This window comes from Pseudomonas sp. H2_A10, assembly GCF_054680085.1.
Genome location: NZ_CP162821.1, coordinates 5,385,416 through 5,397,597, shown reverse-complemented (window position 1 = coordinate 5,397,597; position 12,182 = coordinate 5,385,416). Strand labels below are relative to the sequence as shown.

Sequence of the window (12,182 nt, the reverse complement as noted above, 5' to 3'; positions counted from 1 at the left end):
AGAGTCTAAAAATGATGGACGCTGACCAGGTTTTTTTAACCGTAATTTATTTTGTAATGTCTCTTTCGGTATTTTTAGTCTGTCGCTTGGTCAGTAGAAAGCTTTCGGGCGATAACTTTAGCGAGAAGTGGTTTTGGGTGTGCTTGGTAGGTGTTCTGCTTTGGGGGGCGGCTCAGTTTAGTGTGGCCCGTTACGGCTCAATTTTTCTTTTTTCCTCCCCCTTGGAGTTTCTGGTGAATAACGATTGGGTTCGATGGATCGCTTTCATCAGTGCGCTGCTTCAAGCGACATGTATTCCAAAAAAATCAATTCGGAAAAATTAACGCTCGGTTAGTTTGAGTTGTCACAAAATAACCGCTGTCTGACAGACCGAGCCGACAGACTCGATTGAAAACCGGTGGTACGTTCGCACTTTTCCATCTGGGAGAAATAACGTGCGACCGATCATCACGCGTTCATTCATCTGCATGGGTCTACTGTTGTCGCTCGCCACCGTTGTCTTTGGCGTCGGAGACTACCGCTTCGGTAGCGACCCGCGTCTCGCCTTTATACTGCTCGAAAATTGCGAAGCTGCGGTCCTGCGACTGGAGAAGACGCCGTCCGCGATGACATTGCCCAACGCCCGGATCTACACAGGCGGCAACGGGCGGCGCTGGCGGTTGATCACCTCAACACCCAACGCGGCTATGAGGAACTGCTGACGGAGATTCAACAGCAGGAAGACAACCTGTTGGCCAGGACCCGTACCTGACACCCCCCAACCCTGCTGGTGGCGGACGTGACGCACTACTGAGGGCTATCGAGATGAACATCACCGAAAAACGACTGCAGCAAATCTTCCCCAACGCCGCGAACAAGCGGGCGTTTTTGTGTCGGTGACTGAAAAAAGCCCGCTGATCTCAATGCTCAGCAGGCTTTTCGTGCATTGGAGGGTCGATTCCTAAAGTCCGCCTCCTTCTGGTCGAAATGCTGTCATACGATGTCGTATCCCAAAATAAGAGTATCCCGCCTAAATGTCCCTTCGCAGCCTGTCTATCGCCCGCCGTGCGGGCCTGGGTTTTGCCTTGATTGCTTTGCTCGTGGCCCTGTTGGGTTTTTTTGCGCTATCGAACATGGCGAGCATCCGCGCCAGTGCGGTACAGGTTGAAAGCGGGCTAGTGCCCAAGATGCGGTTGGTCGCTGATATTCGTGAAATCATGCTGCGCATTCGTACGATCTCTTTGCGAATGGCGCTGGACCCGAACCCTGCGGGCATCCCGCAATACCGCAGTCAGATGGACACTCGCAGCCAGGACCTGACGAAACGGCTGGCCGATTTGGAGGCTGTGATCGACACGCCTGAAGTCCGTACGCTCTACGACCAGTTCCAGGTCTCGCTTCGCCAATACCAGCAAGCTTTGGCTCAATCATTCGTGCTGGCCGACAAGCAGCAGGGCGCCGAACTTAACAAGTTGCTGTTGGTGGATATGAAAACCGTGGTCGATGGCTCCGGCGCTCAACTCAATGCGCTCGCCGATTACTACAACGCCCAGATCAACCAACAGGGGCAAGCGGCGGAGTCGCAGTACAGCCGCTCGCGCACCATGGTGTTCGGTTTTGTGCTCCTTGCCGCGTTGAGCACCGTGGTGCTGGCGTGGTTACTCACGCGCAGTATTGTCGGCCCGTTGAGCCAGGCCGTTCGGGCTGCCGAGAACGTTGCCCAGGGTGACCTGACGCAAACGGTGGCGGTGACTGGCGACGATGAAGTCACTCGCCTGCTGGTGGCTCTCAAGAGCATGCAAGCCAACCTGCGCGGGACCTTGCAACTGATTCGCCAGTCAGCGGGGCAGATGGCGTCGTCTGCCACCGACCTGAATGGCATCACCGATCAAAGCAGTCGCAGCCTGCAAAAGCAGACGGCGGAAATCGAGCAGGCCGCTACCGCGGTCAACGAGATGACCTCGGCGGCGGACGAAGTGGCGCGCAATGCGGTGTCCACCTCCGAGTCCACGCGGCTGTCCAACGAAACCGCGCGCGAAGGCCAGCATCGCGTGGGCGAGACCGTCAGCGCGATTCAAGCCCTGAGCACCAATATCGGCGAAACCTCGACCCTGGTGCAGAACCTGGCGGAGCAGTCACGGGATATCGGCAAGGTCCTCGATGTGATTCGCTCTATCGCCGAGCAGACCAACTTGCTGGCGCTCAACGCGGCGATCGAGGCTGCGCGCGCCGGTGAGTCCGGGCGTGGCTTTGCGGTGGTAGCCGACGAAGTGCGTGCGCTGGCCCATCGCACCCAGCAATCGACCCTGGAAATTGATCAGATGGTGACCGCCATGCGCACCGGCTCCAATGATGCATTGACTTCAATGCAGTCCAGTACCCAGCGTGCCACCGACACCCTGGCCCTGGCGGAGGGGGCGGGGGGGGCCTTGAGCCAGATCACCGACTCTATCGACCAGATTCACCAACGCAACCTGGTGATTGCCAGCGCTGCCGAGGAACAAGCCCAGGTGGCCAAGGAAGTGGATCGCAACATCGTGAACATTCGCGACCTGTCGGCGCAATCGTCTTCCGGTGCCGGGCAGATCAATGGTTCCAGCCAGGAGCTGGCGCGGCTGGCGGTTGCACTCAACGAAGCGGTGGCACGCTTTCAGGTGTAGCAAGCGCGTGCCACCGACCACGGGTGGGTGGCACGCAGGTCGTGAGGCGCCGAGGCGACGTTACATCGCCTGCTGAACCACCTGCCCACGGTTGCCGGCGCGGCGATACAACGCCAGGGTCGAGCACAGGGCACACAGCGCGGCGAACATCATCCAGTAAGCCGGCGAGGCCTTGTCTGCGGTGATGTGGATAAACCAGGTGGAAATGGCCGGGGTAAAGCCACCAAACACCGCGGTCGCCAGGCTGTAGGCGAGGGAGAAGCCTGCCACGCGCACTTCCACCGGCATGATTTCGGTGAGCGCCGGGATCATCGCGCCGTTGTACATGCCATAGAGGAAGGAGAACCACAGCAGCGTCTCCAACATATGCGCAAAGCTTGGGGCATTCACCACGTAGGACAGGGCTGGATAAGCCGTGAGAACGGTCAGCACAGTCATGGCCAGCAGCACCGGCTTGCGGCCGAAGCGATCGCTCAATGTGCCGCCGATGGGCAGCCAGACAAAGTTCGACACGGCTACCAGCAAGGTCACCAGCAGGGCGTCGGAGGTGCTCAGTTGCAGCACGGTCTTGCCGAAGGTCGGCGCATACACGGTGATCAGGTAAAACGCAGTCGTGGTCATGGCTACCATCAGCATGCCGCCGATCACCACGGTCCAGTTCTTTGCCAGGGTCGCCATCACTTCGCGCATGGTCGGGCGATGCTGGCGCTTGGCGAACTCTTCGGTTTCCTGCAGGTTGCGGCGCAGCAGGAAAATGAACGGAATAATCACGCAACCGACGGCAAACGGAATGCGCCAGCCCCAGTCGGCAACCACGGCCGGCTCCATCCACACGTTCAGGCCGTAACCCAGGGCAGCGGCGACCACGATGGAAATCTGCTGACTGCCCGACTGCCAACTGGTGTAGAACCCTTTGCGGCCCGGGGTGGCCATTTCCGCCAGGTACACCGACACACCGCCCAGTTCCGCGCCGGCCGAGAAGCCTTGCAACAGGCGACCGAGCAGCACCAGCAACGGTGCCCACAGGCCAATGGTGTGGTAGCCCGGCACCAGCACGATCAACAGCGTGCCGCTGGCCATGATCGACAAGGTCACGATCAGGCCTTTACGGCGCCCCACGTCATCGATGTAGGCCCCCAGGATCACCGCACCCAGCGGGCGCATCAGGAAACCTGCGCCGAACACGGCGAACGTCATCATCAATGAGGCAAACTCATTGGCGGCGGGGAAGAACGCGGCGGCGATGTAGGTGGCGTAGAAGCCGAACAGAAAGAAGTCGAACTGTTCAAGAAAGTTGCCCGAAGTAACGCGGAAAACCGCACCAATTTTCGAGCTGGCAGAATCGGGCCGGGAAGGGCTAGTCATGGTTATGTGTCTCCAGCGTTCTTTTAAAGTGCTTGTTTCGCTTACGACCTGAGATAGTGGCTGACACATTTAGAAATGATAAGTGAATATTTTTCTTTTTATTTTTGTGAGCCGCTTACCGGACGGGCACAGCGTTCAAATCATCCAGCCTGTTCTATGCTTAAAGGTGTGACCAATTCTTACGGATGGGAGATGGCTATGGGTAACGAACGCAAGCAACAAGACGAGCCGGAACGCGAACAACCCCAGCGGCAGCACGAAGAGGAGAAACCGCAGACCTGGAAGCACCCGGACGACGGGACGGAGCTTTCTGAGCGGGATCAGGAGTTTCCGCTCAAGCCTTGAGCCGCGGGCCTTGCGGCGTATCGGCAGATAGGCGCGTAGACGCCGCGCGCCGCGCTTTCTACACTGCGGCCTGTCGTGGGGAAGAGGCAGGCGCCGATGAATCGCAATGAATTACGCAAGGCCGACATCAACCTGATGGTGGTCTTCGAAGCACTGATGCTGGAGCGCAATGTCACGCGGGTGGCCGAGAAGCTGTTTCTCGGCCAGCCGACCATCAGTTCTGCCCTCAACCGCTTGCGCACCTTGTTCAACGACCCGTTGTTCATTCGGGTCGGCCACCGCATGGAGCCCACGGCGCGCGCCGAGGAGATCATCCTGCACCTGTCACCGGCCCTGGATTCGTTGTCCTCGGCGCTGAGCCTGACCCACGATTTCGACCCGTCCATCAGCACCATGACCTTTCGTATCGGCCTGTCCGACGATGTGGAATTCGGCCTGTTGCCGCCGTTGCTGCGCGCCTTGCGCCAGGAAGCGCCGCAGGTGGTGTTTGTGGTGCAACACGTGGATTACTGGCGCATTCCTGACCTGCTGGCCTCCGGTGACATTACCGTCGGCATCACCCAAACCCGTGGGCTGCCGGCGAATGCCAAGCGCAAATTGCTGCGCCATATCCGCCCGCGACTGCTGCGCGCCGATGCCTCGGACACGCCGCTGACCCTCGATGAATATTGCTCACGCCCCCACGTGCTGGTGTCTCACACCGCCAACGTGTCGGGCTTTGCCGATGAGTGGCTGGCAGAAATCGGCCGCAAGCGTCATGTGGTGCTGTCGGTGCCGCAATACAGCGCCTTGCCCGCATTGCTGGCCGGTACCGACCTGATCGCCAGCCTGCCGGACTACACCGCCGAAGCCATGGCGGTGTCGGGCAACCTGTTCTGTGAGCCGTTTCCGTTCGAAACACCGACGTTGGACTTGTCCATGGTCTGGCTCAGCCACGTGGACACCGACCCGGCCGAGCGCTGGGTACGCTCGCGGTTGGAGGCGTTTATGAGTGATCGAGGGCTTGGGGCCAAGGCTTGAAGCGTTTATCCGTGGTATACATCTAAGAATCTTCCTACAAGAACTCGGAGACACCCATGCCCCACCTGCACCTCGAATACACCGCCAACCTTACAGGCCTGGCCGTCGAAAAGGCCTTGTTGCGGCTTAACAATGTGTTGATGGCATCCGGGCAGTTCGGTTCTGAATTCGATATCAAAAGCCGCGCGGTGAAAGTCGAGAGTTTCCAGGTGGGTACATCGCTCAGTTCACGCGGCTTTATCGCGGTGAAGCTGTCGTTGCTCAGCGGGCGGTCGGCGCAGGTCAAACAGCAGTTGTCCCAGAGCCTGTTGGCGGCATTGCAGGATCTGGGCGACTGGCCGGCTGACGTGCAGGTTCAACTCAGTGTTCAACTGGTCGACATGGATCGCGACGCTTATAGCAAAGTCGCAATCGGCTGATACGCATTAACACGGCGGGTGGGGGAGCAAGCTCCCTCACCACCGGTGTTCAGAGCAGACCGTGCTCGGCACACACCTTCACCACTTGCTCGCGAAACCAGGTATTGGCGCTGTCCTGTTCACTGGTTTCATTCCATTGCATATCCAGCGTGAACCCAGGCAACCCGTTGGGCGCCTCGCAGTGGCCGTAGGCGGGGGCCAGAGCCAGCAGCTTTTGCACGCGGCGGGGCAGGGTGACGATAAAGTCGGTGCCGGTGATCATCTTTAAGGCTGCGCTGTAGCTGTTGGCCCGGGCGATCACGTGGCGCTTGTGGGCCTGGCGGGCGAGCCAGCCGTCGATCATGTTGGTATCGGACGTCCATGGCGTGGGGAATACGTGGCGCCGCTCGACGAACGATTGCAGGCTGAACGCGGGCTCCCGGGGAGCCGAGCGTTTGTCGAACACGCACACCAAATCGTCTTCCAGCAGCATCTGGGTCTTGAAGTCTTTATGGGCGCGGTGAAAATGCGGGCCGAAACAGATCACCAGGTCCAGGCGGCCTTCGCGCAGGTCGTCGGCGGGGATGTCGGTTTCCAGTTTCTGCACATTGACGATCACCGGCAGGTCGGCGCGGTCGAAGGTTTTCAACAGGCGCGGCAGGATCAATTGCTCGAAGTATTCCGGAGCACAAATATTGAAGGTCACGGCCTTCTGCGTGGGATCGAAGGCCTGGCCACCGGCGTGGCACAGGTTGATGCTTTCGAGGATCTTTTGCACATGGCCGTACATGGTCGTGGCCTTGTGCGTAGGACGCATGCCCGCCCGAGTGTTGATAAACAACTCGTCTTCAAAACTGGTGCGCAGCTTCTTCAGGCTGTAGCTCACGGTGGACTGGCTGACGAACAGCGTTTCTGAAACATCGGTAACGCTGCTCTGATCGTAGACGGCGATAAATACCATCAAGTCCTGCATATCGAGTTTTCTGAGCAAGTTACTGTTTAGCATCCATTCCGTCCGTAAACCCGCTGTACCGAACTCAGTACACAACAGCGCAAAAGCTTAACGGAACGGGCGTGCCAATAGAAAGAGCTGTAGGTTTTTTCTATGTTTTTGGTGGGACAAATACTGTTTGCAACACGACGTCAGCGGATATGTTGCGCGTAATGCCTGGGGTCAAAGCGCATGACGATCAACAGCATCACCACCACAACCGCCGTCAGCGCCCACCAGGCCCATTCGAAGCTGCCCAATTGGTCGCGAATCATCCCGGCGATCAGCGGCGACAAGCCGGCAATCAGGTAGCCGATACCTTGTACGAACGCGGTCAGCCCACCGGCACGGCGCGGGTTGTCCAGGTGGTCCAGGGAAAGGATCAGGCTCATCGGGAACAGCCCGCCGATGCCCAGGCCGAGCAGGCATGGCCATAACAGGCTCAGCTGGTGCGGGCTCAGGATCAGCCCACAGAAGCCGATGATGATCAGCACCAGCAACACCGCCACCACGCTGCGTTTATCCCGGCGCCGATTGGCAATGGCCGGGGTAACCAGGCCGGACACGACTTCCATCGCCGTCAGGAAACCCAGCAGTAAACCGGCGTTTTGTTCGCTCCAGCCTTGCTCGACGTAGTACGGCGCCAGCCAGGCGAGTACACAGGTGTAGGACGCTGTGCCAAGGCCAAAAAAGATCGCCAGCAGCCAGGCGCGACCATTACCGAAAAAAGCTTCCTGTGCGCCTGAACCGGCGTGGGGTAACGGTGGCAGCACCGAGCGCTGGGCGTACCAGACGACCACCGCCACCAGCGCCAGCACTGCCCAGATCGCCAAGCCGATGCGCCAACTGCCGGTGTGCACTTGCACGAAGGGCGAGAACGCTGCCGCCAGCGCCGCGCCGCCCATGATGGCGGTGACATACAGGCCCATGAACAGGGAAACATTGTTGCTGAAGCGCGACTTGATCAGCGCCGGCATCAACGCTTGGATCATCGCAATACCGATGCCCGCCGCGATGGCGCTGACGATCAGCTCCAGCGCCGAATCGAGGAACAACCGCGACAACGTCGCCACGCCAATCACCACCAGCGACAACACAATGCTGCGGTGCTCGCCAACACGCTTGGCCAGGCCCATGCCAAAGAACATCGCCAGGCCCATGGCCATCACCGGCAGCATGGTCAGCAACGCCGCGCTGCTGAAACTCAACGGCACATCGCCGCGAATCGACGCCAACAAGGGGCCTACCGCCGCCATCGATGGGCGCAGGTTAAGGGCGACCAGTACCACGCTGATCATCAGCCAGAGGGCGGTGGTGGGTTTTGCCTGAACGTTTTCCATGGGCCTGCCTTGGGTGAACAAGGGGCAATCAGGCCATGGTTGGGGGAGTGGGGCAAATGAGAAAGTCGCAGGCACTATTGAAAAATTGCAGTGACTGCAAGAGCACCTATCAAAATGTGGGAGGGGGCTTGCTCCCGATAGCGGTGGTTCAGTGGTTACATCCTGACTGATCCGCGGCTATCGGGAGCAAGCCCCTCCCACATTTTTGACCGCGTTGGGTCAGTAACCGACGGTAAAGCGTTGGCGCGAGTGCTTCGGTGTTTCCACTTCATCGAGCATGGCGATGGCATAGTCGGCAAAGCTGATCGAGCTTTTACCGTCACTGCCCACCAGCAAATTATCCTGGCCCAGGCGGAATTTACCGGTGCGTTCGGTGCCATCGAACAGCGCCGATGGCGACAGGAACGTCCAATCCAATTGTGCTTCCTGGCGCAGGGCCTCCAGGAATTCAGCACCTGCGCTGGCCTCGGCCTTGTACTCGGCAGGGAACCCCTCGCTGTCGATCACCCGGCCGCCACCCGGCAGCAACAGCGAGCCCGCGCCGCCCACCACCAGCAAGCGTGGTACGCCGGCCTTTTTCACCGGGCCGATCACGGCACTGGCGGGGAGGGTGGCGAAGTGCGCGGCACTGATCACCACATCGCTACCGCTGATTGCCTGTTGCAGGGCTTCGGCGTTCAGCGCATCGACCTGTTTAACGGTGACGTCCGGGCGCGCGGCCAGCTTGTCGGTATTACGCGCAATAGCCACCACGCTATGCCCGCGACGCAGCGCTTCTTCCAGCAGTTGACTACCCGCACGGCCAGTGGCCCCAATAATTGCGATTGTGCTCATGATGTTCTCCAGTACGGTTAAGGTTTGAACGGTTTCACCACTTCATTTCGCCCTTGGCGACTTTGGCGCTCAGCTCCAGCGAGCTTTCGTCAGCCAGGGTCGGGTAACGCTTTTTCATGGCCGCGATCAGCGCGGCGGAGTCCTTGACCTTGGCGGTTTCGAGGTCGAACGCCTTGATGTAGTCGGCGGTAAATGCCACCGAGGCCGGCGACGGTGTGCCCAGGTAGTGGCCGGGGACCACGGTGCGCGGCTTCAGGTCTGCAATGCGTTGCAGGGTGGCCAGCCAGTCTTTGTGAGACTGCGAACTTTGGGTGTCGGCCATCCACACGTGGATGTTCTCGGCGACGACTACTCCACCGACCACGGCTTTTATCGAGGGGATCCACACAAAGCTGCGATCCGGCTGCGGGCCGTCCAGGCCGATTACGTCCAGCTGCTGGCCTTCGAGCGTCAAGCTATGGCCTTGTAACACCTGCGGCACGATGGTCTTGGCCGGTTTGTCGGCGCCCATTTTCGGGCCCCAGAACGCCAATTTGCCGGCCACGGTGGCGTTGATATGGTCGACCACCGGTTGCGGCGCCACTACCTTGGCTTTCGGGAACGCGGCGGTGAGGGTGTCGAGGCCGAAGTAATAATCCGGGTCGCCGTGGCTGATGTAGATGGTGGTCAGGTTTTTGCCGCTGGCGCGGATCTTCTGCACCAACTGCTCGGCCTGGCCTTTGCCGAATTGCGCGTCCACCAGGATCGCGTCCTTGGCGCCGCTGACCAGCACCGAGGTCACCGGGAAGATCGCCGCCTCGCCAGGGTTGTACAGGTCCAGGCTCAGGTCGGCCGCTGCCGCATGGGCGGCAAATGCCAGGGCGGCGGTGGCCAGGGTCAAGCGCTTGAAGGTTGAGAACATCGTGCAGCTCCAGCAATCGGTTCAAAGAGTGCACAGAGCTTAGTTGCACCAAACAAGACTAAAAATGCGATGCTGGGACATAGTTTGTTTCTGAAATCGGGCAAATCATGGATCGTCTTCAAGCAATGCGGGTATTCGTCACCGTGGTGGACCTGGGCAGCCAGTCTGCCGCGGCTGATCATCTGGACCTGTCGCGCCCGGTGGTGTCGCGCTATTTGGCCGAGTTGGAAGACTGGGTCGGCGCGCGCCTGCTGCACCGCACCACGCGCAAACTGAGCCTCACGGCCGCCGGCAGCGAAACCTTGCCGCGCTGCCGGCAACTTTTGGAACTGTGCGGTGACATGCAGGCCGCCGTCAGCGAACCCGACGATGCGCCTCGCGGCCTGCTGCGCTTGAGCGTCAGCACTTCATTTGGCCAGGCGCAATTGGCCGAGGCCATTGCCGAATACGTCAAGCGCTACCCCTTGGTCACGGTCGACCTGCAAATGCTCGACCGCACGGTGAACCTGGTGGATGAGCGCATCGACCTGGCCATCCGCACCAGTAACGACCTGGACCCCAACCTGATCGCCCGGCGCCTGACCGTGTGTCGCTCGGTGGTGTGCGCGTCCCCGGCGTATCTGCTGGAGCATCCGGCGCCGCAAAAAGTCGAAGACCTGGCGCGGCACAACTGCCTGACCCACTCGTATTTCGGCAAAAGCCTGTGGCATTTCGAAGAGCAGGGTGAGCACGTGTCGGTGCCAGTGCACGGCAATATCACGGCCAACGAGGCCAGCACCCTGCTGCGCGTGACGCTGACCGGGGCCGGGGTGGCGATGCTGCCCAGTTACCAGGCCGGTGATCACATCCGCCGCGGCGAATTGGTGAAACTGCTGCCCCAGGCCGCCCCCCGGCAAATGAACATCTACGCGGTGTATGCCTCGCGTAAACACATGCCCTCGGCGCTGCGCAGCCTGCTGGATTTCCTGGTGCTGAGGTTCCCCGAAGAGCCGGCATGGGATATCGGTCTCTAGGGCGACATAACGCTGTTGAATGTCGCCCAATAATGGCAACTCGCCCTGGCTGGCCTATGCTTTAAACAGCACCGTGTGGATCCGTCCAGAGGTCTGTGCCATGAGCATCAAAACCAGAAAATACCTGATGATTTTCACCCTCTGCGCCTTGGCCAGCGCACTCTACGGGACTGCCGCCTACCGGGTGGAACAGACCCGTATGCAGCCGACCTTCGCGATCAGCTGCCATCAGGACCACTGCGTTCCCCACTCCGGCAGTTTCAGTGCACTCAGGTAAGCGGCGGTTCAGCCTTGAGTTGCTCGCGAAACGCCTTGGGTGAGAACCCGACCCGTCGGCGAAACAGCCGAGAGAAGTTGGTGGGGTCGGAAAAACCCAGCACCTCCGACATTTCATTGATGGTCATGCTGGTGTAAGTCAGCAAGCGCTTGGCTTCCAGCAACTGGCGGTCATGCATGATCTGCAACGCTGGCTGCCCACCCAGCTCGCGACAGGTTCCATTCAGGTGTGAGACCGAAATACCCAGCTTGTGGGCCAAGTCCTCGATCTTCGGGTGTTCGCGGTAATGCTGTTCGACCAGTTGGGTAAAGCGCCGGAAATACTCGCTGCCCCGTGGTGCGCGCGGGTGGCGACGTTGGATGGCCTGGCGGCTGATCCACACCAGCAGCACGCTGATCAAGGCGTGCATCATCATGTCCCGTGCCGGTTGTTCGTTGGCGTATTCCGCTTGCAGGCGGGCGAACTGGCTGTTGAGGTAGTCGCTGTCCGCGCCCGCCGGGTAACTGCCCAACGCCTGCAGGCCGCCTGCCGTGGCGCCCAACTGGGCCTGCAAATGGCTGACCAGCGGCGCCGCCAGGGTCACCACATAGCCTTCGACATCTTCGGCAAAGCGAAATCCGTGCACGCATAACGGCGGCAATACCTGCAGCGTGGCTTCGTTGAGCGTGGTGCGCTGGCCCTCGATTTCCAGCTGTGCCTGGCCTTTGTGTACATACAACAACTGGCACAGATCCGCGTGCCGGTGGGGCTGGATTTCCCACTGGTATTCCCGACTGCGGCGGGAAATGGTTTCGCAGTGCAACAAATCGGGGGTCGGCCATTGCTGGCTTTCTCCGTAAAGCTTGAAGACCGGAATCGCGGTTTTAGTCATGGTTTCAATCCGACACTCAGGATAGTTGTTCGGTAATCGCCCCAATTGGCAAAAAGCGCAGGCTTTGGCTAAGTTTTCACCTTCTTATGCCGCCCACTCAAGTGAAAAATGTCAGCTACCTCAGCAATGACAACTCTTTCACCTGATCCGTTCGGGTGTAACGTGCGGGCGATAAAAATAATGAAAAC

Annotated in this window: 14 protein-coding genes and 1 pseudogene; 9 read left to right on the top strand and 6 right to left on the bottom strand. The window is 59.7% G+C overall.

Annotated elements, in window-relative coordinates:
* Positions 1-11: 11 nt before the first annotated feature.
* The 4 genes and pseudogenes from AB4O23_RS25085 (at position 12) to AB4O23_RS25070 (ending at position 2,639) form a co-directional block, all read left to right on the top strand.
* The gene (locus tag AB4O23_RS25085; RefSeq protein WP_017529577.1) at positions 12-323 is read left to right on the top strand and encodes a hypothetical protein; all 312 of its coding nucleotides are present in this window, start codon (positions 12-14) and stop codon (positions 321-323) included.
* A gap of 111 nt (positions 324-434) precedes the next feature.
* The gene (locus AB4O23_RS25080) at positions 435-701 is read left to right on the top strand and encodes a hypothetical protein (protein ID WP_065877076.1); all 267 of its coding nucleotides are present in this window, start codon (positions 435-437) and stop codon (positions 699-701) included.
* 312 nt (positions 702-1,013) lie between these two features.
* Positions 1,014-1,733 (top strand): annotated as a pseudogene (locus AB4O23_RS25075) (MCP four helix bundle domain-containing protein); the annotation flags it as partial.
* Between the two features lie 42 nt (positions 1,734-1,775).
* Positions 1,776-2,639: a methyl-accepting chemotaxis protein gene (locus AB4O23_RS25070; protein WP_370737713.1), complete on the top strand. Its 864-nt coding sequence runs from the start codon at positions 1,776-1,778 to the stop codon at positions 2,637-2,639.
* A gap of 60 nt (positions 2,640-2,699) precedes the next feature.
* Here AB4O23_RS25070 and tcuC read toward each other — a convergent pair whose 3' ends face one another.
* Positions 2,700-4,004 (bottom strand): MFS transporter, encoded by a 1,305-nt coding sequence (tcuC, locus tag AB4O23_RS25065; RefSeq protein WP_017526708.1) that lies wholly within the window; start codon positions 4,002-4,004, stop codon positions 2,700-2,702.
* Between the two features lie 198 nt (positions 4,005-4,202).
* Between tcuC and AB4O23_RS25060 the strand changes: the two genes are divergently transcribed.
* The 3 genes from AB4O23_RS25060 to AB4O23_RS25050 all read left to right on the top strand — a co-directional run bounded on the left by AB4O23_RS25060 (position 4,203) and on the right by AB4O23_RS25050 (position 5,788).
* Positions 4,203-4,349, top strand: a complete 147-nt coding sequence (locus AB4O23_RS25060) for a hypothetical protein (RefSeq protein ID WP_175404185.1) — start codon at positions 4,203-4,205, stop codon at positions 4,347-4,349.
* Positions 4,350-4,445: 96 nt separating this feature from the next.
* On the top strand, positions 4,446-5,369 hold the full coding sequence (locus AB4O23_RS25055; RefSeq protein WP_065877074.1) for a LysR substrate-binding domain-containing protein: 924 nt from the start codon (positions 4,446-4,448) through the stop codon (positions 5,367-5,369).
* A gap of 56 nt (positions 5,370-5,425) precedes the next feature.
* The gene (locus AB4O23_RS25050) at positions 5,426-5,788 is read left to right on the top strand and encodes a 5-carboxymethyl-2-hydroxymuconate Delta-isomerase (RefSeq protein ID WP_065877073.1); all 363 of its coding nucleotides are present in this window, start codon (positions 5,426-5,428) and stop codon (positions 5,786-5,788) included.
* Between the two features lie 49 nt (positions 5,789-5,837).
* Here the strand turns inward: AB4O23_RS25050 and AB4O23_RS25045 are convergent, their stop codons facing one another.
* From AB4O23_RS25045 to AB4O23_RS25030, 4 genes are all read right to left on the bottom strand, one after another.
* Positions 5,838-6,773 (bottom strand): LysR family transcriptional regulator, encoded by a 936-nt coding sequence (locus AB4O23_RS25045; protein ID WP_137219914.1) that lies wholly within the window; start codon positions 6,771-6,773, stop codon positions 5,838-5,840.
* Positions 6,774-6,910: 137 nt separating this feature from the next.
* Positions 6,911-8,098: a cyanate transporter gene (locus AB4O23_RS25040; RefSeq protein ID WP_017526703.1), complete on the bottom strand. Its 1,188-nt coding sequence runs from the start codon at positions 8,096-8,098 to the stop codon at positions 6,911-6,913.
* 219 nt (positions 8,099-8,317) lie between these two features.
* A complete protein-coding gene (locus tag AB4O23_RS25035; RefSeq protein WP_017526702.1) occupies positions 8,318-8,932 on the bottom strand; it encodes an NAD(P)-dependent oxidoreductase in 615 nt (204 codons plus the stop codon).
* 34 nt (positions 8,933-8,966) lie between these two features.
* Positions 8,967-9,833 carry an MBL fold metallo-hydrolase gene (locus tag AB4O23_RS25030; RefSeq protein WP_460061099.1) on the bottom strand — a complete coding sequence of 289 codons (867 nt, stop codon included), beginning with the start codon at positions 9,831-9,833 and terminating at the stop codon, positions 8,967-8,969.
* A gap of 107 nt (positions 9,834-9,940) precedes the next feature.
* Between AB4O23_RS25030 and AB4O23_RS25025 the strand changes: the two genes are divergently transcribed.
* A complete protein-coding gene (locus AB4O23_RS25025) occupies positions 9,941-10,846 on the top strand; it encodes a LysR family transcriptional regulator (protein ID WP_460150301.1) in 906 nt (301 codons plus the stop codon).
* A 100-nt stretch (positions 10,847-10,946) separates the two neighbouring features.
* Positions 10,947-11,123, top strand: coding sequence for a hypothetical protein (locus AB4O23_RS25020; RefSeq protein ID WP_017526699.1), 177 nt, complete (start codon positions 10,947-10,949; stop codon positions 11,121-11,123).
* Here the strand turns inward: AB4O23_RS25020 and AB4O23_RS25015 are convergent.
* The gene (locus tag AB4O23_RS25015; protein WP_017526698.1) at positions 11,116-11,994 is read right to left on the bottom strand and encodes a helix-turn-helix domain-containing protein; all 879 of its coding nucleotides are present in this window, start codon (positions 11,992-11,994) and stop codon (positions 11,116-11,118) included. The two genes, AB4O23_RS25020 and AB4O23_RS25015, sit on opposite strands and share 8 nt — an antisense overlap.
* Positions 11,995-12,182: the final 188 nt, after the last annotated feature.

Coding starts and splice junctions, on each gene's coding strand:
- AB4O23_RS25055 (WP_065877074.1), top strand. CDS start 4,446: ATGAATCGCAATGAATTACGCAAGGCCGACATCAACCTGATGGTGGTC.
- AB4O23_RS25060 (WP_175404185.1), top strand. CDS start 4,203: ATGGGTAACGAACGCAAGCAACAAGACGAGCCGGAACGCGAACAACCC.
- AB4O23_RS25040 (WP_017526703.1), bottom strand. CDS start 8,098: ATGGAAAACGTTCAGGCAAAACCCACCACCGCCCTCTGGCTGATGATC.
- AB4O23_RS25015 (WP_017526698.1), bottom strand. CDS start 11,994: ATGACTAAAACCGCGATTCCGGTCTTCAAGCTTTACGGAGAAAGCCAG.
- AB4O23_RS25030 (WP_460061099.1), bottom strand. CDS start 9,833: ATGTTCTCAACCTTCAAGCGCTTGACCCTGGCCACCGCCGCCCTGGCA.
- AB4O23_RS25050 (WP_065877073.1), top strand. CDS start 5,426: ATGCCCCACCTGCACCTCGAATACACCGCCAACCTTACAGGCCTGGCC.
- AB4O23_RS25035 (WP_017526702.1), bottom strand. CDS start 8,932: ATGAGCACAATCGCAATTATTGGGGCCACTGGCCGTGCGGGTAGTCAA.
- AB4O23_RS25025 (WP_460150301.1), top strand. CDS start 9,941: ATGGATCGTCTTCAAGCAATGCGGGTATTCGTCACCGTGGTGGACCTG.
- AB4O23_RS25020 (WP_017526699.1), top strand. CDS start 10,947: ATGAGCATCAAAACCAGAAAATACCTGATGATTTTCACCCTCTGCGCC.
- AB4O23_RS25085 (WP_017529577.1), top strand. CDS start 12: ATGATGGACGCTGACCAGGTTTTTTTAACCGTAATTTATTTTGTAATG.
- AB4O23_RS25045 (WP_137219914.1), bottom strand. CDS start 6,773: ATGCTAAACAGTAACTTGCTCAGAAAACTCGATATGCAGGACTTGATG.
- tcuC (WP_017526708.1), bottom strand. CDS start 4,004: ATGACTAGCCCTTCCCGGCCCGATTCTGCCAGCTCGAAAATTGGTGCG.
- AB4O23_RS25070 (WP_370737713.1), top strand. CDS start 1,776: ATGCAAGCCAACCTGCGCGGGACCTTGCAACTGATTCGCCAGTCAGCG.